The organism is Nocardia sp. 149-1B (assembly GCF_057747975.1).
Window position 1 is genome coordinate 1,257,961 of the sequence record NZ_CM173233.1, and the last position, 19,460, is coordinate 1,277,420.

At 74.1% G+C, this 19,460-nt stretch carries 13 protein-coding genes and 2 tRNA genes; 7 read left to right on the forward strand and 8 right to left on the reverse strand.

From position 1 onward, the window contains the following. Positions 1-124: 124 nt before the first annotated feature. A complete protein-coding gene (locus tag AC3ANS_RS06015; RefSeq protein ID WP_488295260.1) occupies positions 125-526 on the reverse strand; it encodes a YrdB family protein in 402 nt (133 codons plus the stop codon). A 26-nt stretch (positions 527-552) separates the two neighbouring features. Between AC3ANS_RS06015 and AC3ANS_RS06020 the strand changes: the two genes are divergently transcribed. From AC3ANS_RS06020 to AC3ANS_RS06050, 7 genes are all read left to right on the forward strand, one after another. Beyond that, positions 553-1,041 carry a ribose-5-phosphate isomerase gene (locus tag AC3ANS_RS06020; protein ID WP_488295261.1) on the forward strand — a complete coding sequence of 163 codons (489 nt, stop codon included), beginning with the start codon at positions 553-555 and terminating at the stop codon, positions 1,039-1,041. Beyond that, complete coding sequence (locus tag AC3ANS_RS06025; protein ID WP_488295262.1) at positions 1,034-1,879, forward strand: Fpg/Nei family DNA glycosylase; 846 nt, start codon at positions 1,034-1,036, stop codon at positions 1,877-1,879. Before AC3ANS_RS06020 ends, AC3ANS_RS06025 begins: the two co-directional genes overlap by 8 nt. Positions 1,880-1,907: 28 nt before the next feature. Further along, positions 1,908-3,011 (forward strand): PP2C family protein-serine/threonine phosphatase, encoded by a 1,104-nt coding sequence (locus AC3ANS_RS06030; protein WP_488295263.1) that lies wholly within the window; start codon positions 1,908-1,910, stop codon positions 3,009-3,011. Positions 3,012-3,110: 99 nt separating this feature from the next. After that, a tRNA-Gly gene (locus AC3ANS_RS06035) sits at positions 3,111-3,184 on the forward strand. A gap of 45 nt (positions 3,185-3,229) precedes the next feature. Then, positions 3,230-3,302 (forward strand) — tRNA-Pro (locus AC3ANS_RS06040). A 34-nt stretch (positions 3,303-3,336) separates the two neighbouring features. Next, positions 3,337-4,746 (forward strand): trigger factor, encoded by a 1,410-nt coding sequence (gene tig / locus AC3ANS_RS06045; RefSeq protein ID WP_488295264.1) that lies wholly within the window; start codon positions 3,337-3,339, stop codon positions 4,744-4,746. 29 nt (positions 4,747-4,775) lie between these two features. Next, complete coding sequence (locus AC3ANS_RS06050) at positions 4,776-6,395, forward strand: serine/threonine-protein kinase (protein WP_488295265.1); 1,620 nt, start codon at positions 4,776-4,778, stop codon at positions 6,393-6,395. An 18-nt stretch (positions 6,396-6,413) separates the two neighbouring features. Here AC3ANS_RS06050 and AC3ANS_RS06055 read toward each other — a convergent pair whose 3' ends face one another. The 7 genes from AC3ANS_RS06055 to AC3ANS_RS06085 all read right to left on the reverse strand — a co-directional run bounded on the left by AC3ANS_RS06055 (position 6,414) and on the right by AC3ANS_RS06085 (position 19,341). Next, positions 6,414-8,471, reverse strand: coding sequence for a transglutaminase TgpA family protein (locus AC3ANS_RS06055; protein WP_488295266.1), 2,058 nt, complete (start codon positions 8,469-8,471; stop codon positions 6,414-6,416). Then, positions 8,468-9,646 (reverse strand): DUF58 domain-containing protein, encoded by a 1,179-nt coding sequence (locus tag AC3ANS_RS06060; RefSeq protein ID WP_488295267.1) that lies wholly within the window; start codon positions 9,644-9,646, stop codon positions 8,468-8,470. Before AC3ANS_RS06060 ends, AC3ANS_RS06055 begins: the two co-directional genes overlap by 4 nt. Before the next feature lies 1 nt (position 9,647). Next, positions 9,648-10,637 (reverse strand): AAA family ATPase, encoded by a 990-nt coding sequence (locus AC3ANS_RS06065; protein WP_488295268.1) that lies wholly within the window; start codon positions 10,635-10,637, stop codon positions 9,648-9,650. A 34-nt stretch (positions 10,638-10,671) separates the two neighbouring features. Continuing rightward, positions 10,672-12,957 carry a hypothetical protein gene (locus tag AC3ANS_RS06070; RefSeq protein ID WP_488295269.1) on the reverse strand — a complete coding sequence of 762 codons (2,286 nt, stop codon included), beginning with the start codon at positions 12,955-12,957 and terminating at the stop codon, positions 10,672-10,674. Then, positions 12,954-17,273: a type VII secretion EssC family protein gene (locus AC3ANS_RS06075; protein WP_488295270.1), complete on the reverse strand. Its 4,320-nt coding sequence runs from the start codon at positions 17,271-17,273 to the stop codon at positions 12,954-12,956. Before AC3ANS_RS06075 ends, AC3ANS_RS06070 begins: the two co-directional genes overlap by 4 nt. A 36-nt stretch (positions 17,274-17,309) precedes the next feature. Beyond that, a complete protein-coding gene (locus AC3ANS_RS06080; RefSeq protein WP_488295271.1) occupies positions 17,310-17,573 on the reverse strand; it encodes a hypothetical protein in 264 nt (87 codons plus the stop codon). 76 nt (positions 17,574-17,649) lie between these two features. Then, the gene (locus AC3ANS_RS06085) at positions 17,650-19,341 is read right to left on the reverse strand and encodes a peptidoglycan-binding domain-containing protein (RefSeq protein ID WP_488295272.1); all 1,692 of its coding nucleotides are present in this window, start codon (positions 19,339-19,341) and stop codon (positions 17,650-17,652) included. Positions 19,342-19,460 lie beyond the last annotated feature (119 nt).

The window sequence follows — 19,460 nt, forward strand, 5'->3', positions numbered from 1 at the left end:
TCGTCCTGGCCCCGAGTACCGATCAACCCCGGAGACGGCGGCCTCCTGGTCGCCGGGACGTCATGCGGATGGTGCTACCTGTTGCTCCAGGCGTACGACGTCCCGGGGCGCCGCAAGCGGATCCTCAGCGCGCCGAGCGCGCACCCGCGCCGGCCGTGTCATCGGTGAGCGCGCGCACCCCGGGCAGCATCGCGAGCGCGTTCACGACGACCGAGAACACCAGGAGCACCAGCGCCCAGCCGTGGTGGTCGATGTCCCACAGGGCGAGGCAGGCAAGCCCGAAGACCAGCACCTTGGCGACCGGCCGCAGCACCGGGCCGCCGTACGGCGCCTTCGGGGAGGCGAACCAGTACCACGTCGAGGCGGCGAGCACCGGCAGCAGCCACACCAGCACCCAGCCGGGGACACCGAGGACGGACGACTCCCAGCCCCAGACGCCGAAGGCCGTGACCGCGGCGATCTCGTCGACGAACACGAGGAAGAGCACCAGCCAGCCGAAGACCACCATGCCCTCATCCTCGCGCATCCACGATCACTGACAGGATGGGCTCCATGCGTGTGCACCTGGGCTGCGACCATGCCGGACTCGACCTCAAGGACCACCTCAGCCGCTGGCTCACCGAGCACGGCTACGAGCCCGTCGACCACGGGCCCTACGAGTACGACTCGCTCGACGACTACCCGGTCTTCTGCCTGCGCGCAGCCGCTGCTGTGGCCGAGGAGCGCGCCGCCGGCGCCGACAGCCTGGGCGTCGTGATCGGCGGATCCGGCAACGGCGAGCAGATGGCGGCCAACAAGGTCCCGGGCATCCGGTGTGCGCTGGTCTGGTCCGAGCAGACCGCGCTGCTGGCCCGCCAGCACAACGACGCCAACGTCGTCTCGGTCGGCGGCCGGATGCACTCGCTCGAGCAGATGACGCGCTTCGTCGAGATGTTCCTCGCCGAGCCGTTCAGCGGAGACGAGCGGCACGTCCGCCGGATCGGCCAGATGGCGGCGTACGAGGCGACCCACGAGCTGCCTTCCCTGCCTGGCGATGCCTGAGGGGCACACCCTCCACCGCCTCGCCGACGAGATCGCCGCGACCTTCGGGGGCCGGGTGGTGCGGGTCGGGAGCCCGCAGGGACGCTTCGCGGACTCCGCCGCGCTCGTCGACGGACAGGTGCTCGTCGGCGCCGAGGCGTGGGGCAAGCACCTGTTCATCGCGTTCCCGGACGAGCGCTTCGTGCACGTCCACCTGGGCCTGTACGGGAAGTTCGACGTGGCGACCGGCGCCGAGGTCCCGCCGGCGATCGGCCAGGTGCGGCTGCGCCTGGTGGCCGCCGACCGCGACTGGCATGCCTGGGCGGACCTGCGTGGTGCCACGACCTGCGAGCTCGTCACCCGGGAGGAGCGCGACGCGGTCGTGGCCCGCTCCGGCCCGGACCCGCTCCGTGAGGACGCCGACCCCGGTCGCGCCTGGGACCGGATCCGGCGCAGCAAGGGCCCCATCGGTGGTCTGCTGATGGACCAGGCCGTGCTGGCGGGCGTGGGCAACGTCTACCGTGCCGAGCTGCTGTTCCGGCACGGGCTCGACCCGCTCCGGCCGGGCAACACCCTGCGGGTCGGCCAGTGGCAGGCGATGTGGGACGACCTCGTCGAGCTCATGCACGAGGGCGTCCGGACCGGCCGGATCGACACGGTGCGGCCCGAGCACACGCCGGAGGCGATGGGCCGGCCGCCGCGCCGCGACGACCACGGGGGCGAGGTCTACGTCTACCGCCGCACGGGCCAGTCGTGTCACGTGTGCGGCTCGGTCGTGCGCACCGCGGAGCTGCAGGGCCGGAACCTGTTCTGGTGTCCCCGATGCCAGCGCAGGTTCCGCTCCCGGGCACTACAGTGAGCACCCCCGAGCACGAGGACCGACGATCATGACCGAACGCCGCGAGGCGGACCGGCCCGCGCGGCCCCGGCGTCAACGGCGTTCGGTGTCGCAGCTGCTCGGGCGCGGCGTACCCCCCCAGAGCCGGGTCCTGGCCTGGCTCGCCGCGCTGACGGTGGTCGTCACCGCCGTGGTGATGGCCTGGCCCGAGAACATCCCGCTGACCGCGCTGATGGTCCCGCTGCTGCTCGGCAGCCTGCTGCTCGGGCCCCGGCACCTGCCGTGGTTCGTGGTGTTCCTGATGGTGATGCTGATGTTCACCGTGGGGGCGCAGCAAGAGATCACGGTCCGCACCGTGCTCGCGATCGCGATCGTGTTCCTGCTGTGCTTCATCGTGCTGGTGACGTCGTTCCGGCGCTCCCGGCTCGGGGTGGCCGGCGTCCTGGGCGAGTCGATGCTGGTCGACCTGCGCGACCGGATCCTCAACCAGGGTGGCGTCCCGACCCTGCCCGAGGGCTGGCTGGTGGAGACGGCGCTCCGCTCTGCGGGCGGCACGCCGTTCGCCGGCGACTTCGTCGTGGCGACCCGGCCGCGCCGCAGCAGCCGGGTCGAGCTCGCGGTCGTGGACGTGTCCGGCAAGGGCGAGCAGGCCGGCACCCGCGCGCTGCTGCTCTCCGGCGCCTTCGGCGGCCTGCTGGGGGCCCTGCCGCCGGGGGAGTTCCTCGAGGCGGCCAACGACTACCTGCTCCGGCAGGACTGGGAGGAGGGGTTCGCCACGGCGGTGCACCTCTCCCTGGACACCGAGACCGGCGCGTTCGAGGTGCGTACGGCGGGCCACCCGCCGGCCGCCCAGCTCGACGCGGGCTCGGGCCGCTGGACCGTGCACGAGGGTGAGGGGCCGGTCCTCGGGCTGATCGAGGACGCCGAGTTCACGGTCGTGCACGGGCAGCTGCGCTCCGGGGACGCGCTGCTGCTCTACACCGACGGCCTGGTCGAGACGCCGCGCCGCGACATCGGCATGGGCATCGACCGGATGCTCGGCCACGCCGAGCGGCTGCTGCGCGACGGACTCGAGGGCGGCGCCGACCGGCTGGTGGAGTCGCTCGGATCGGACAACGACGACCGAGCGCTGGTGCTGCTGCACCGCCGCTGACCGGGCCACGAGCCTGTCCGCGCCGGTGCCCTCGGTTGGGTGGGGCACGCGCTGGTGTGGCAGGATTCGGGGGTTCCCGGGGACCTGGTCCCCGGGTGCGCGGATGTAGCTCAATGGTAGAGCCCCAGTCTTCCAAACTGGCTACGCGGGTTCGATTCCCGTCATCCGCTCCAAGCAGGGACCGACCGCACCCGTTGCGGACCCGGGAGCCCACTTGGCGGGGCGTAGCGTAGTGGCTAGCGCGCCTGCTTTGGGAGCAGGAGATCGCAGGTTCGAGTCCTGTCGCCCCGACACCCACCCAATGAGAAGCATGAGGAGAAGACCTGTGAAGAGCGCCGTCGAGACCTTGAGCCCGACCCGGGCCAAGCTGACTGTCGAGGTGCCCTTCGAGGAGCTCAAGCCGAGCCTCGACGCGGCGTACAAGAAGATTGCCCAGCAGATCAACGTCCCCGGCTTCCGGCGCGGCAAGGTCCCGCCGATGGTCATCGACCGTCAGGTCGGCCGCGGCGCCGTGCTCGACGAGGCGATCAACGAGGTCGTGCCGCAGAAGTACGTCGAGGCGCTCCAGGCCAACTCCCTCCAGCCGCTCGCGCAGCCGGAGATCGAGGTCACCAAGTTCGAGGACAACGAGACCCTCGAGTTCACCGCCGAGGTCGACATCCGGCCCGAGATCGCGCTGCCCGACTACGACGGCGTCGAGGCGCAGGTCGACGACATCGAGCTGACCGACGCCGACGTCGAGGAGCAGGTCGAGGCGCTCCGCGAGCGCTTCGCGACCCTGATCGACGTCGAGCGCCCGGCCGCCGAGGGCGACTTCGTCGTGATGGACCTCGTGGCGACCCACGAGGGTGAGGCGATCGACGGCGCCGAGGTGTCCGGCATGTCCTACCGCGTGGGCCGCGGCGGCATGCTCGACGGTCTCGACGAGGCGCTGACCGGCATGGCCGCCGGCGACGAGAAGACCTTCCAGTCCGAGCTGGTCGGGGGCGACCTCGTGGGCCAGCCCGTCGACGTCGCCGTCACGGTCAGCCAGGTCCAGGAGCAGGAGCTGCCCGAGCTCGACGACGAGTTCGCCCAGATGGCCTCGGAGTTCGACACCGTCGAGGAGCTCCGCGCCGACGTCCGCGAGCGCCTGGGCAGGGGCCGTCGCCTCGAGCAGGCCGCCGCCGCCCGCGACGCCGTCCTCGAGCAGCTGCTCGACCGGGTCGAGGTGCCGCTCCCCGAGGTCGTCGTCACCGACGAGCTCAACGCCCGCCGCCAGAACGTCGAGCAGCAGCTGATGTACTCCGGCGTCACCATGGAGAAGTACCTCGAGGACGAGGGCCAGACCCTGGAGGAGTTCGAGGCCGACCTCGACCGCCGGGTCCGTGACGCGGTCGCCGCCCAGTTCCTCCTCGACGAGATCGCGAAGAAGGAGGAGTTCGGCATCGACCAGGCCGAGCTCTCCGAGCACCTCGTGCGGCGTGCCCAGCAGTCCGGACAGGACCCGCAGGAGTTCGCGAACCACATGTTCGAGCACAACCACATCCCCGAGCTCGTGCAGGAGATCCTGCGCGGCAAGGCGCTCGCGCGGGTCGTGGAGTCTGCGGTGGTCAAGGATGCGTCCGGCAACGTCGTGGAGCTGAAGAACCTCCGCCCCGACGGCACCATCGGCGAGCCCGAGGACGAGAACGCGACCGAGGAGTCCGGCGAGGAGTCCGGCGAGCCCGCCGAGGAGACCAGCACCGAGGAGTGAGCCGGGCCGTTGCTGGGTAGGACCCCGGCATGACCAGGCACTCGGGTGTCGTGGGCGGCGAGGACGCCGCCTGGCGACCGCCTGCCCCGGCACCCGCACCGTCCGAGCCCACGGAGTCGCTCGCCGGCTACGACCACCTGCAGGAGGTCGGCCGCGGGGGCGACTCCGTGGTCTATCGGGCCCGTGACGTCGCGATGGACCGCGACGTGGCGATCAAGGTGCTGCAGACCGACGACGAGCGCGCCGTGGCGCGCTTCCGCCGCGAGATCGCGATCACGGTCCGCCTGGGCCGCCAGCACCCGCACATCGTGAACATCCTGGCGACCGGGACCACCGACTCGGGCCACCCGGCGATCGTCATGGACCACTACGAGGGCGGGTCCCTGCACGACCGGCTCCGGTCCCACGGTCCCCTCCCGGTCGAGGAGGTCGTGACGATCGGCGCCGTCCTCGCCGACGCGCTGGCGTTCGCGCACGCCCACGGGGTCCTGCACCGTGACGTCAAGCCGCAGAACGTGCTGGTGCTGCCGACCTCCTGGGTGCTCGCCGACTTCGGGATCGCCCGGCTCGTCGACTCCGAGCACACCTCGTCGGTCGAGACCTTCACCTACCGCCACGCGTCCCCGCAGATCCTCGACGGCCAGCCGCCGACCGAGGCCGACGACATCTGGTCGCTGGGGTCGACGCTCTACACGCTGGTCGACGGCCGCCCGCCGTTCGCCAGCGACGACCCCGACGAGGACTCCGCGCTCGCCTACCTGCGGCGGGCCCGCACCGAGGCGCACCGGCCGCTGCGCGCCCCCGGTGGCGAGCGCCTGGCCGAGGTCGTCGACCGGTGCCTGACCAAGGACGTCGGCCACCGGTGGGGGTCGGCCGCCGAGCTGCGCGACGCCCTGGCGGGCCTGCGGGTGACGGCGTGGCAGCCGGGCGCGCCGCACACCGCGCCGGCGGAGCCGGTCGAGCCCCTGCGCGAGCCACGCCCCCCGGCTCCGGCCCTGCCGGTCACCCCGGCCGCCGACCCGGTGGCGCTCTCGGTGCTCGCCCACGCCCCCCGGCAGGTCGAGGACGAGCCTCCGACCAGCACCCGGCCGCCGGAGCCGGCGGCCGACGCCGGTGCCCTGCCACTGGCCCGCGAGGACCGTCCGGCGCCGCCCGAGCCCGCGGAGGCCCCGGTGCAGCCGGGCCACCGCCGCCGCTGGATCCTGGCCGGTCTCGGCGGGGCCGCGCTGCTCGCCGGACTCACCTTGAGCGTGGCGGGCGCGGCGTTGCGCCACGACGACGGCGCCGATCCGGCGCCGCCGCCGGGGGACCTCGCCGAGCCGATCCAGACGCTCTCCTCCTCACCGGTGGAGACCGGCGACCCGCAGGTGCGCCGGGCGAACCCGCAGCTCGCGTTCGACATCCTCGACATCGAGAGCGACGGGACCTCGCTGACCCTGAAGTGGAACGACCCCACCGACGGCGAGGGCAGGTTCGCGCTCTCGGAGGTCGTGCCCGAGGAGAAGCTCGCCTACAAGTTCCCCTCGGGGCAGACCCAGGCGACCGTGCCGTTCGTGATCCCTCCGGGTCAGCGCACCTGCTTCACGATGACCGTGCACCTGGTGACCGAGGACATCGGCTTCGCGAAGCCGCGCTGCGTGACCCCCTGATCCCCGCCCGCGGCCGGGTCAGCGACCCAGCACCCGCGGGTCGAACGCCCACCACCAGCGCCGCCACCACGGCACGGAGGCGCGGGCCGCGCGGCGTACCGTCCGCACCTCGGCGGCGGGTGCGGTGAGCACCGCGCCTCCGGCGGGCCCGAACGCCGCGTGCTCGGCGCGGGTGGCCACCACCGTCGCCGCCTCGGTGCCGAAGCGGTGGTCGGCCCACGCGGCCACGGCCGGCGCGGTCTCCCACCGGGCCGGGGGCGCCCCGGCCAGCACCAGGGCGTCGTAGACCTCCGCCCACGCGCCGACGGCGCCGCGGCGGCGGTGCCTCAGGCTGCGCACCCCACGTGCGGCGGCGAGGAGCAGCAACGGGCCCGCGACGAGGGCGCCGACGAGGGCGGCGAGCGGCCAGGACGGGCCGCCGGGTGCCGGGGCGGGTGCCGGACGCTCAGCGTCGTTCGAGGCGACCGCCGGGCTGTCGCCGGGTCCGTTCGGAGCGGTGGTGGGGGCCGGGTCGACCGCCGGCGCGTCCGCGAGCTCGGGGCGGCCCTGCGTGAAGGTGTCGTCGTGGGGTGTCGGTGAGAACGGCACCCAGCCCAGGTGCTGGAAGTAGACCTCCGGCCAGGCGAGCGCGTCGCGGCCGCGGATCACGCGGGTGCCGTCGGGTTGCGGCGTGCCCGGACGGAACCCGACGACCACGCGGGTGGGCAGGCCGGCCTGGCGGGCCAGGATCGCGAACGCCGTGGCGAACTGCTCGGCGGTGCCGACCTGGGAGCCCCGTCCGCGCCCGAGCAGGAACCGCTCGATCCGCCAGAACGCCGACCCGGAGATGGCCCGCGGCGAGAGCCGGCGCCCCTCCCGGACCGCGCGCTCGATGGCGAGCGCCTGCTCGTAGGGCGAGGCGTTGGGGATGACCGCCGCTGCGTACGCCGCCAGCGGCGGCGGCAGGTCGGGCTGGCGCAGGTAGTCCAGCGCCCGCCCCGACGTGGGGACCGTGGCGCTCAACAGCCGGTCGGGGTCGGGCACGTCCTCGACGCCGGTGACCTCGTACGTCGTGCCGGGCTCGCTCGCAGGGTCGTAGAGCGTCCCGGTGGCGGTGTCGACGACCGCGTCCGGCTGGGTGACGGTGACCGGGTCGCCCGGCGAGGGCAGCCAGTGGCCGTCGAGCCCGGTGAAGGACACCGAGACCGTGGTGGTGCGCCGGCGCTCACCGGCCAGCGGCGGGGTCGAGGTGGTGCCGAGCGGTGCGTAGCGGGTGGCGGCCCGCCACTGGGCTCCGTCGTACTCGTCGAGCGTCACCAGCCGCAGCGGGACCGCGTCGCCGCTGACCCGGAGCAGCTCGGCGGCGGGGTCGCTGGCCCAGGCGCCCAGCTGCGGCAGCGGGCTCGCGGTCTCGACGACGGTCAGGGGCGGGTCGACGAGCGTGCGAGGGTCGAAGGGGCGCTCGGCCGGCACCAGCGTGATCGAGGCCAGGGCCCCGACGAGGACCACGAGCGCGGGCGTCGCGACGACCAGCCGGCGCCGGGCCGGCTCGGGGTGCTCGTCGAGCAGCACCCAGCCGAGCACGGCGAGCACGACCAGCAGCACGGCCAGGAGCCCCCACGGATCGCTGTGCCCGGTGGTGAGCAACGTCCCGGCGACGTAGAGGAGGGCCCCACCCGCCAGCGGGCCGACCCGGTGCCGGCTCTCGACCCGCAGGCCCGCGAACAGCGACACCAGGCCCGCCAGCAGCACCGGTGCGGCCAGCAGGTCGGCGCGCAGGGGGTAGGGCTGCGGTGACGTGAGCAGCAGGGGGACCGAGTCGGTGAGCGTGCCGGTCAGGCTGGTGTCGCTGCGCGCCGCCATGAGGTACGCCGTGAGCATCAGCAGCAGCGCCAGCACCGAGGTCGCCGCCCACCGGGACACGCCCAGGGTCACCACCGCACGCAGCACCAGCATCGGGACCACGCAGGCGGCCAGCATCAGCACGACCGGGACCCAGCCGTGCCAGGCCCCGGCGATCGCGATCCCGCCCACGGCGACCAGCCCGGCGGCCCACGCGGTGAGCAGCCAGGGCGAGCGCGGTGCCGGGGAGCTCATCGGGCGGCGGCCTCGTCCCAGGCGGCGGCCAACGAGAGCGAGCCCGCCCCCCGCAGCACCAGCACCCCGGCGCGCTGCTCGGCGGTGACCAGCGGCATCGGGTCGACCTTGGCCACCACCCGGGACGCCGCCTCACCGAGCAGGAGGGACAGCTCGTGGCGGTCCGCGGACGCGCCCGTCACCACCACCGCCACGTCCTGGGCCGGGGTCGGCTCGGCTGCGGCGACCCGGTCGTCGGTGAGGTCGATCTCGGCGAGCAGCCAGTCCAGGTCACGCGCCTCGCGTTGGGGCTGTCGGGTCGCCGAGCCGGGCACGGTCACCTGGTGCCGGCCGCTCAGCGAGGCGAAGCGCAGCGGGAAGCCGCGCTCCAGGGCCGCCCGGCACAGCGCCGCGACCAGCTCGACGGCCTCCTCGAAGTGATCGCCCGGCTCACCCGGTCCGTGGTAGCTGCGCCGTCGGTCGTCCAGCAGCACCCGCACCTGCGGCACCGCCGGGTCCGCGTCCTCGCGGACCATCAGCGTGCCGGTGCGGGCGCTGGTCGCCCAGTGCAGGCGGCGCAGGTCGTCGCCCATGGCGTACTCGTGCAGGCCGACCAGGTCCGTTCCGCCGTACTCGAGGCTGGTGTCGGTGCCCGCGGGGGAGCGGCGCCGGCCCGGGAGCATCGACCCGAGCGGCACCCGCCGCGGCAGCACCCGCACCTGCTCGACCCGACCGGTCGCGCTCGACACGGCGGCCATGCCGGCGACGCCGAACCGGCGCAGGTGCACGGGGCCGACCGGCAGCAGCCCGCGCCGAGGGGTGGGGATGGGGTAGCTCACCGAAACCGTGGCCGCCGGGCCGGCGTCCGGCAGCCCCACGGGCACCAGCGTGCCGTCGACCTCGTCCATCGCGTCGAAGCGGACCAGGCCACGGCGGCGCCGCCCGGTCAGCAGCAGCGTGCCCGTGCAGGGCTCGTGGCGCACGACCACGGTCGGGCTCACCTCCCGGTCGACGGTGACGTCGCCGGTGAGCAGCACCGAGACGACCTCGGCGAGCACGACGAGCAGCAGCGCGCCGCCCAGCCCGGCCACCAGCGGGTAGTGCCAGGCAATCCCGGCGGCGAGCAGCAGCGCCGCCAGCAGTCCCGTGGTGCGGCCCCGGACGGTCAGCGCCGCCCACGGTGACGTCGCGCCCACCTCAGCCCTCGTCGGGCTGGGGCGGCGGGACGGTCTCGAGAGCATCGTGGACGACCCCGGCCGCCGTGTGCCCGGCGAGCACGGCGTCGCGGCTCAGCACGGTCCGGTGGGCGAGCACGGCCTCGGCGAGCCGCTGCACGTCGCTGGGGACGACGTAGTTGCGCCCCTGGGCGGCGGCGTACACCTGCAGGCACCGGACGAGGGAGCGCAGGCCCCGTGTGCTCGTGCCGATCCGCACCCGCGGGTCCTCACGGACCGCGACGCCGAGGTCGCGCACGTAGCGCAGCAGCGCGTCGGCGACGTGGAGGCCGGAGAGCCGCTCCGCGAGGGCCGCGGCCTCGTCGGGGGAGGTCACGGCAGGTACGTCGGCGACCCGGCCCGCGGTGCTCCCGGGCCGCAGCACCTCGATCTCGTGCTCGGCGTCGGGGTATCCCAGCGAGGTGCGGATCAGGAACCGGTCGAGCTGGGCCTCGGGGAGCCGGTAGGTGCCGTCGAGGTCGATGGGGTTCTGGGTGGCGATCACCACGAACGGGTCCGGCACCGGGTGGGCAGCGCCGTCGACGGTCACCGTGCGCTCCTCCATCACCTCCAGCAGCGCCGACTGGGTCTTGGCGGCGGCGCGGTTGATCTCGTCGGCGAGCACGACATTGGCGAACACGGGGCCGGGGCGGAACCGCACCTGGCCGTCGCGGGGGTCGAACACGGTGGTGCCGGTGACGTCGCTCGGCAGCAGGTCGGGGGTGAACTGGACCCGCCGCACCTGACCGCCCAACGCCCGGGCGACCGCCCGCGCCAGCGTGGTCTTGCCGGTGCCGGGCACGTCCTCGAGCAGCACGTGCCCGCCGGCGAACGTGGCGACCAGGACCAGGTCGATCGTGCCGCGCTTGCCGTGCACGGCGCTCTCGATGGCGTCCCCGAGGCGCTGGTGGAGCCGGCGGAACTCGGCGATGTCGTCCTCGGTGGGGCTGAACGGGGAGGCGAGGGCGGTCACGGTCACTCCTGGGGGCTGGGGATGGCGGCGGCGGTCAGGCGCAGCGGGAGCACACGACCTCCTGCTTGGTCTGCCAGGCGTACGGCTCGCTGCTGACCGAGGCGCCGCCGTTGCTCGCGGTGAAGACGATCGTGTGCTCGCGGACACCGGAGTCGGCGCCGCGGATCACCCCGGTGTCGACGGTGATCAGCAGGCTGGTGGCGTCGCACGGGAACTCCCCGGTCTCCTCACCTCCCTGGTTGCCGTCGTGGGTCCAGGTGCAGGTGCCCGAGAAGTTGCGCCAGTCCTGCGGCGGCGCGAGCACGAGCCGCGTCGTGCCGTGGCCCATCCACGAGCGGCCCCACCAGCTGTGCGTGGCGGAGGCGACCAGCTGTCGCCCGGCGGTGGGCAGGGCCGGTGCCTCGGGGCCGTCGTACGGCAGCTCCGCGCTCACCCCGGTGCCCTCGCCCTTCGCGTTGGTCGCCGAGATGCGGACGGTGACCGGGCTCGGGTTGCAGTAGACGGTCGCGCAGCTGGTCACGAACTCCGTGCTGGTGGCGCCGGTGACCTCGTGGGTCTGGGTGCCGGTCGCGTCGGTCATCACCACGGTGTAGAAGAGGACCGGCGATCCGTTGTCCTGGGCGGCGCTCCACTGGACGTCGATGACCGCGGTCGTGTCGTCCGGGTTGCCGCGCACGTGCCCGACGATGCCGGTCACGGTCGACGGCCGGCCGGAGGTCGTCACCATGTTGGAGGGCGCGGAGGTCTCGGGCGGGTCGCCGTCGCGGATGGCGGTCACCGTGAACCGGTGGGAGCCGGGTTCGACCGGCACCGAGGTCTGGCGCACGTCGCCGTCGACCTCGGCCAGCGTCGGTCCGTCCTCCGCCTGGACGGTGAAGGTGTCGGCCGGGTCGCCGAGGTGTTGCCAGGTGACCTGGACGCTGCCGGTGGGGAGCTCGCGGGCGGTCACGCCGCGGGGCGCCTGCAGGGGTTGCGGGGCGTTCGGGTCGACCTCGGGGCCCGCCGGGTCGGGGCCGCGACCCGGGAGCACCCCGGCGCTCGGCGCACCGGTGGGGTCCGGCGGTCCGGTCGGCTCGGGCTGGGACGGACCCGACTCGTGGCCGGCCGGGACCGTGGGCCCGCTGGGCAGGGTGTTCACGGCCGGGGGCAGGACCGGCGGGGCGAGCGCCTGGTCACCGCCGTTCGTCGGCTGGAGCGAGGCGTCGTAGCGCACGATGCTCGTCACGGTGCCGTCGGGGTGCACGACCGCACCCTTGTCGGCGCCCGGGACGTTGATCAGCAGGTTGCCGTCGTCGAGGACGAGGTCGGGGTCGCCGTCGGCCTGGGTGACCTCGATGTCGGCGCCGGCGCGCTGGCCGTCGGGCGTGAGGCGGATGACGCGCCCCGCACCGGTGCACGGCACGTAGACGAGGCCCTCGAACACCTCCGGCCGGCCCGGCTCCTCGCAGCCGATCTCTCCTACCTCGACCTCGCGGACCCGGCCGTCGCCGACCAGCGCGACCGTCCCGGTGTCGGGCGAGGACGCCGGCACCAGGTCGTCGGGGGAGGAGGCGGGTACGGCGAGGTCGCCGGAGAGGTGGATCGCGTCGGCGACCACGTCGTGGCCGGTGCCGACCTGGACGACGATGCCCTCCTCGGGGCCGAACACCGTGACGCCGTGCGGGTGCCCGACGAGCACCGATCCCGGCCCGCTGTGGTCGATCCGCCGGGTGTCGCCCATGACGAAGGCGGAGCTGGAGGCCGACCAGCGCAGCTCGGTCAGCAGGCCCTTCGGGTCGATCGCCCAGATCCGTCCGGAGCCGTCGATCGCGGCGTCCGCGATGCCCTCCGGCGAGCTCCACAGCTCGCCGATCGGGTCGGTGGTGACCGGGTCGATGTCGGCGATCGTCCCGCGGTCGCGGTCGAGCAGGAACACCCGGCCGTCGTGCTGCAGCACGTCGGTGGCGCCCCCGCGGGAGACCCGCTGCTGGCCCGAGGCCAGGATGCTGGTGAGGTCGAACGACGTGAGCTCGCCGGTGGTCCGGTTGGTGACGATCAGGCGCCCGTCGTACTGCGCGATGTCGAGCTCGTCGTCGTCGGAGCCGACCGGGATGCGCGCCTCGGGCCGACCGGTGGCGGGGTTGACCTCGATGACCTCGCCGGTGGGGTCATCGGTGAACCAGGTGACGCCGTCGGCGATGTCGACGGCCGTGCGGCTCACACCGTTGCCGAACAGCACTCCCGCGATCAGGGACGCGGTGACGACGACGACCGAGAGCTCGGCGGTGCCGCGTGCGGACCGTCGGCTCCTGCTGATCCGGTCTCGGATGCCCGCGATCATCCCGCCTCCCGAGTGTGCGGTGTGCTGCTCGTGCTGGAGTCGCCCCCGTGAGCGAGAAGCTGTGCGACCCAGGTCGAGCCGCCTTCGCACCACAGGCCCCGGCCGGGGCCCGCGAGTGGTTCGGTGGTCTTGCTGGGCACCGTCACCCCGAGGACATCGCCATCGTTCCACTCCGGCTGGAGGATGAAACCTCGCCGGCCCTGTCGGGCGGCGCTCACCAGGCCGTCGGTCCCGCCGCGCTGCTTGGCGGCCGTCGTCTCGGCCGTGACGACCGCGCCCAGCCGGACGCCGGGGTCGGTCATCGCCTGCCGCAGCGCGGCGATCGCGGTGCGGGTCGGCTCGTCGCTCGCGGCCCGGGCGTCCCACTGGTGCGCGTCGTCGACGAGCAGCAGCGCCCAGTCGTCACCCGCGTGGTCACGGCCCGCCCTCCAAGCGTCCACCTCGGCGGCCGCCGTCACCGGGTCGCTGACGCGGATCACCCGCGGCGGCCTCGCCGATCGTCTCGCCAACGCCTCGATGCCGTCGAGGGCCGAGGTGCGTCCGGACCGTGAACGTCCGGCGACGATGACCGGCGCCCCCAGCAGGTCGACCTCGACGACCGCCACCGCGTCGGCGTCCACAGCGATCGCGAACCGGGTCCCGGACGGCGCGGGCAGCAGGTGCTGGTCGAGCCGGGCGGGCATCGGCGGCACGGGGGCAGCGCCGCGTCCCGCGACGACCGCACCCAACAGGTCCGCGATGGCGCGGACCCGCTCGGCCTGCACCGGCGTACCGGCTCCGCCGGTGGTGGCGACCTGGACCGCGCTCCGGTTCAGCATGCCGGCTCCCGGCGGGCTGTCGGCGTCGAGGACGTTGCCCGGCACGCCGAGCATCAGGTAGTCGTCGGTGGTCGTCATCCGCAGGATGATCCGGCGCCCGAACGTCGCCGCCAGCGCCGTCGGCACGCCGGTCCGGCCCGGCGCCGTCGCGACCACGTGGATGCCGACCCGGCGCCCGTTCTGCAGCACGTTCTGGATGTGCTCGAGGTGCTCGCGAGCCACGCCACCCGCCGACTCCAGACCCTCCACCAGGGCGGGCAGGTTGTCGATCACGACGTACACCCGCGCCAGTACCGTTCCGGTGCGGGCCAGGTCGTCGAGGTCGGAGCAGCCGTGGTTGGCGAGCGCGGAGGTCCGGTCGGCCACGGTGCGCCGGAGCAGCCGGAGCAGCCGCAGCACCCGGCCCTGGTGGCTCTCCGGCACCACGGCCTCGACGGTCGGCAGCCCGGCGATCGCGGAGAGGCCACCGCCGGCGTAGTCGAGGCCGTAGACGTACGGCGCGACCCGCTGCGCGCCGAACGCGTCGCCGAGCGAGGCCGAGAGGACCGTCGTGCGGAGCAGCTCGGTCTTGCCCGACCCCGAAGCGCCGTAGACCAGCACGTGGCCGACCGACGTGAAGTCGACCAGCAGCTCGGGCTGGGCCTGGGCGCTCGGCTCGTCGATGCGGCCGAGCACGACGCGGCCGGTGGGACGCTCGCCGGCCTCGGCCATCAGCCGGTCCGGCTCGAGCAGCAGCTCGGCCGGCAGCGCAGGCAGCCACGGGCGCTTCGGCGGTGCTGCCTCGGTGCGGGCGAACGCCGTACGGATCGTGGTCACGCATCGCACCAGGTCGGTGCGCGGGTCGAGCCGCACCTCCTCGCCCAGGCCGTGCTCGAGGGGCGCGGAGGCCGAGAAGGGCTGCACCCGCACGGGGTTCTCGGTCGCGTCGACCGGTTGGCGGGCGCCGGTCCACGCCGACTGGACGAGCTCCGCCGTGCCGTGGCCCGTACGCCGGATCCACGCACGGCCGGGGGTCCGGCGCGAGATCCGCGCGGCCTCGGGGGAGTCGATCACGTCGCGGGAGTCGTCGGCGGAGGAGACCCGCAGCGCGATCCGCAGGTCGGTGTTGGCGCGGATCGGGCCGGTCACCACCCCCGCGGGCCGCTGGGTCGCCAGCAGCACGTGCATGCCGAGCGAGCGCCCGCGCTGGGCCAGGTTGACCATGCCGTCCACGAAGTCCGGGACCTCGCTGGTCAGGGCGGCGAACTCGTCGACGCAGATCAGGATGCTCGGCACCGCGGCCTCGGGGTGCTCGCGCTCCAGCTGGACGAGGTCCTTGACGCCGTACTGCCCCAGGAGGTGCTCGCGGGCGGTGATCTCGGCGCCCAGCGAGGAGAGCGCGCGCTGCACGAGGGCCGGGGTGAGGTCGGTGATGTAGCCGACGGTGTGCGGCAGGTCGGCGCACTCGCGGAACGCCGCACCGCCCTTGTAGTCGACGAGCAGGAAGTTGATCCGGCTCGGGGGGTTGTTGAGCGCCAGCGAGCAGATCAGCGACTGCAGCAGCTCGCTCTTGCCCGAGCCGGTGGTGCCGGCCACCAGGCCGTGCGGGCCGTCCTCGCGCAGGTCGATGGTGACGACCCCGTCGATGCCGGCGCCGATCTGGGCGCGCAGGCCCGAGGACTGGCTCCACCGGCGCAGCACGGCCACGATGTCGTCGAGGTCCTCGAAGTCGCTGCTCACCTCCGGCAGCCGCACGACTGCCGGGATCGCGGTCGACGCCGGCAGCACGGCCGCCTCGTCGACGTACCCCGTCATCGAGCGGGCGCTGCGCCACGCATGGTCCAGGCTCACCGCATCGGGCACCTCGACGCGGCTGATGCCCCCACGGTCGCGGACGCCCACCTCGCCGGTCGTGAGGTCGACCCGCAGCCCCGTTGCCGCCGGCACCTCGTCGGGGTCGGACCCCAGCCAGACCAGGTGGAGGTTGCGCTCGGTCGAGGCGGCCGCGACCGCCTCGACCGTACGGCGGGGGATGCCGGCGCGCTCGTCGACGAAGCAGATCGTGTGGCCGGAGTTGCCGTCCTCGGCGACCAGGTGCTCGAGCAGCGAGGTGGCGTCCCGGGCGCTGATCGCCACCGGCGGCTGCCCCCCGACGCGGGCGGTCGCGTGCGGCAGCCACCGCAGCCACGCCTCGTGATGTCGGCGGCCGCGGCCGAAGCACCCGGCGACGCTGACCTCGGCGGGGGAGTGGTCGAAGCCGATCCGCAGCATCATCGAGCGGGCCAGCGCGTCGACCGCCTCGTCGGGACCGGTCAGTGCGAGCACCGTGTGCTGGGCCAGGTCGGCGAGCACCGGCATGTCGTCGAGGGTGTCGCGCTCGGCGAGCTCGGCCGCGACCTCACGCCGCGACGGACGGTCGCCGCCGTCCTTGATCGACCCCCGCAGCATCGCCGGGACCGTGCCGATCCCGAGCCGGGTCACGAGGAACGCCTGCCGGTCCTCGGCCCGCGCCCACAGGTACTTGTCGCGCGAGGCCGCCCGGGCACGCACGGTCTCGGCGTCGGGGTAGTCGTCGTGGAGCTGGCGGCGCTGCCGGGCGGCCTGGTCGTCGAGCACGGTGAGCAGCTCGTCGACGTCTTGGCGCCACTCGGCCTTCTCCTCCTCGAACTGCCGGCGGGCCTGGCGCCGCTGCTGCCACCAGCCCATGCCGCCGAGCACCGGCCACGCGAACATGTAGATCAGTGCGTACGGCGTCTGGGAGCGCAGGAAGATCGCGATGCCCATCACCATCGGCAGCATCAGCATCGCCCACGGCAGCGGCGAGGGGCGCTGTTGGGCCGGCGGGGAGGGTACGTCGAGGACCTCCTCGACCAGCGGGTCTCCGAACCGCGGCGGCCGGAACACCGAGACCGCGGCCGCGTCGTCAGAGCCGTCGGTGGGCACCTCGCCCGGCTCGATGACCAGCGTGCTGCGGCCCAGCCGGATCGGCGTGCCCCAGTCGATCTCGCGGGCGCTGGTGACCCGTTCGCCGGCGACCGTCGTGCCGTTGGCCGAGCCCTCGTCGTACACGGTCGGCCGGGCGCCGAGGATCACCCGGGCGTGCTGCTGGGAGACCAGCGGGTCGGAGAGGCGCAGCGTGCACGTCGGCGCGCGGCCGAGGGTGAACGACGTGGTGCGCACGTGCAGGCGCTGCCCGCGGTCGGGGCCGTCGGTGACCCGGAGCACGGCACGCGGCCGGGCGGTGCTGCTGACCCGGGTCAGCCACGAGGCGGGGGCGGAGACCACGTCGACGAGGTCTCCGGTGCGCAGCCCGCACTCGGCGAGGGGCCGGTCGGCGGGCCAGGGGACGTTGCCGTCCAGCGGCACCAGGTGGAGCTGCGGCTGGTCGGGCGCGACGTGCCGTCCGAACGCCCGGGCCAGGTCTGCCACCGTGGCCCCGGGACGGGCCCGGACATGCACGTCGACCGACGGGAGGCCCGACTCGGGAGCTGGTCGCAGCGACAGGATCCAGCTCTGCATGTCGGGCCTCCCTCGGTCGTGGTGAGCGCGGTCAGGTCAGTTGGAGACCTGCTCCTGCTCGTGCGCCTGGTTGTTGATCAGCGTGGAGAACTCCTGCAGCGAGTGGACGACCTGCGTCAGCATCGTGCGGTAGTCCGACTGCCAGGCCTGACGCGTGCGCTCGGCGTCGGGGCCGATCCACTCGAAGCCTTCGATCACCTGGGTGAGGCGGCCGGTGAGCTGCTCGAGCTCCGAGGCGCCCTGCGTGATCTGCTGGGCCGACTGACGACCGGCCTCGACATCCATACCCTTCATCGGCATTGCTCTGCTCCTTTTCTGTTACTGACGTGTGTGGGGTTGCGGTTCGTGGTGGTGGGTGCGGGCGGCTGCGGATGGCTCAGTGGCCGCTCCCCATGCGGTTGCGCACCGCGGAGGTGGCCTCGTCGGTCGTGATCCGGCCGTCGTGGTCGAAGTCGAGCGGGGCGTTCGCGGTGTAGGCGCGGGTGCCCTCGGTGAAGAGCGTCTCGCCGGCGGCGTGCGGGTGGCCGGAGAGGATGGAGGTGTAGACGCTCTCCAGGTCACCGAGCCGGCCACGGAACGGCTCGAAGTAGCGCTCGACGTACGTGAGCTGCTCGGTGGGGGTCATCTGCGACAGCGCCGTGGTCGTGGTGCCCATCCCGCGGGCCGTGCTGTCCATGAACTGGATCAGCCCGGTCGCGCTGCTGTGCGGGTTGCGCACGTCGGCGGAGAACTGACCGCCGGTCTCGAAGCTCATCGCCGCCATCAGGTGCTCGGGCTGCGCCCCGACCCGCTGCGCGACGCCCTCGACGGCCCGGAGGAACTCCGGCGTCACGTTCGGGTTGCCGCGCACGCCGCTGATCTGGTTGTAGTCGTAGCCGCTCGGGCTGGTGTAGCCGCTGCCCGGGGTGACCTGCAGCGGGTGCTCGGCCCGGTAGGCGTCGAACGCCGCCTGGGTGTTGGGCCCCCACTGACCGTCGACGCCGCGGGTGTCGTAGCCCGCGCTCGTGAGCCGCTCCTGCAGCTCCCGCACGTCCGAGCCGCTGCTGCCGCGCCCGTTCTGGCCGGCGATCCGGTCGATCGTGGGGTCGCTGCCGCCGCCACCGCGTGCGGCGACCGCCGCTCCACCGAGGCCCAGGGCCGCGGCGCCGCCGGCGATGCCCGCGGCCGCGCCGTACGACGGGGCCGTGCCGCCGGTCGACGCGGCGTCGACGGTGCCGGTGGAGCCCGCGGTGCCGAGGGAGTCGGCGCCCGGCGTCGACCCGCCGAACCCGCCGGCCATCGAACCGGAGTCGTGGCTCGCCGGGGTGCCGTCGCTGTTGACGCCGCCGATGCTGCTCGTCCCGAGCGTGCTGGCGTCGGACCCGCCGGCCGAGCCGCCCCCGGCCCCGCCGGTGCTGCCACCGCCACCCGTGCCGCCGATCGCGTGCCCGCCGGCGACCCCGTGGCTGCCGTCGGTCGCGTGCGGCCGGTCGGCGACGGCGTGCGCGACGTTGTTGCCGTCGACGCCGATGGCCGAGCCGATCGTCGTCGGGCTGGTGATGCCGCCCGGCTGCCCCGCGGCGGCGGTGCTGTCGTCGCCGTCGAAGATGTTCTCGACCGCGTCGACGGCCGCGGACACCGCGCCGAGGGCGGCGACCGCCTGGCCGACCGGACCGAGGATCGAGCCGCTGAACGGCTGGACCCCAGCGGCGCCCCCGGCCTGCGGGGTGTACGTCGGCAGCGACCCGAAGTCGACGCTCTGGCCCTGGCTCGCCTGGTCCTGGGCCTCGGCGTTCGCGTTGAGGACCTGCGAGAACAGCCCCAGCGCCATCGAGATCTTCTGCAGCCACGGCACCACCACGGTCTCGAGGTAGGTCGCGTAGGCCGCGCTCGCGCCGCCGCTGAAGAACGACGCCGCGCGGAGGATCGCGATCAGCGCCCTGAGGTAGGCGATCACCTGGTCGGTGGTCTCCTTGCCGTCCTGGCAGACCTTGCCAGCGTCGCGGAGTTCGTCGGTGTCTGCGCCGAGGAACGACATCGGCTGCTCCTGTCCCGAGTAGTTGTCGGTGCCGCCTCCCGTCGGTGGCACTGCCGGGACCGTAGGCACGGTGTCGTCGCGGCGTCGATGGCTGGGCGGGTGGAAGGTTCCGGCCTGCCGACGGTGTGCGCGAGAGGCTCGGCGGCCTCCCGGTGCTGGATTGTCCGCCC

Coding starts and splice junctions, on each gene's coding strand:
- AC3ANS_RS06015 (WP_488295260.1), bottom strand. CDS start 526: ATGCGCGAGGATGAGGGCATGGTGGTCTTCGGCTGGCTGGTGCTCTTC.
- AC3ANS_RS06020 (WP_488295261.1), top strand. CDS start 553: ATGCGTGTGCACCTGGGCTGCGACCATGCCGGACTCGACCTCAAGGAC.
- AC3ANS_RS06025 (WP_488295262.1), top strand. CDS start 1,034: ATGCCTGAGGGGCACACCCTCCACCGCCTCGCCGACGAGATCGCCGCG.
- AC3ANS_RS06030 (WP_488295263.1), top strand. CDS start 1,908: ATGACCGAACGCCGCGAGGCGGACCGGCCCGCGCGGCCCCGGCGTCAA.
- AC3ANS_RS06050 (WP_488295265.1), top strand. CDS start 4,776: ATGACCAGGCACTCGGGTGTCGTGGGCGGCGAGGACGCCGCCTGGCGA.
- AC3ANS_RS06055 (WP_488295266.1), bottom strand. CDS start 8,471: ATGAGCTCCCCGGCACCGCGCTCGCCCTGGCTGCTCACCGCGTGGGCC.
- AC3ANS_RS06070 (WP_488295269.1), bottom strand. CDS start 12,957: ATGATCGCGGGCATCCGAGACCGGATCAGCAGGAGCCGACGGTCCGCA.
- AC3ANS_RS06075 (WP_488295270.1), bottom strand. CDS start 17,273: ATGCAGAGCTGGATCCTGTCGCTGCGACCAGCTCCCGAGTCGGGCCTC.
- AC3ANS_RS06080 (WP_488295271.1), bottom strand. CDS start 17,573: ATGCCGATGAAGGGTATGGATGTCGAGGCCGGTCGTCAGTCGGCCCAG.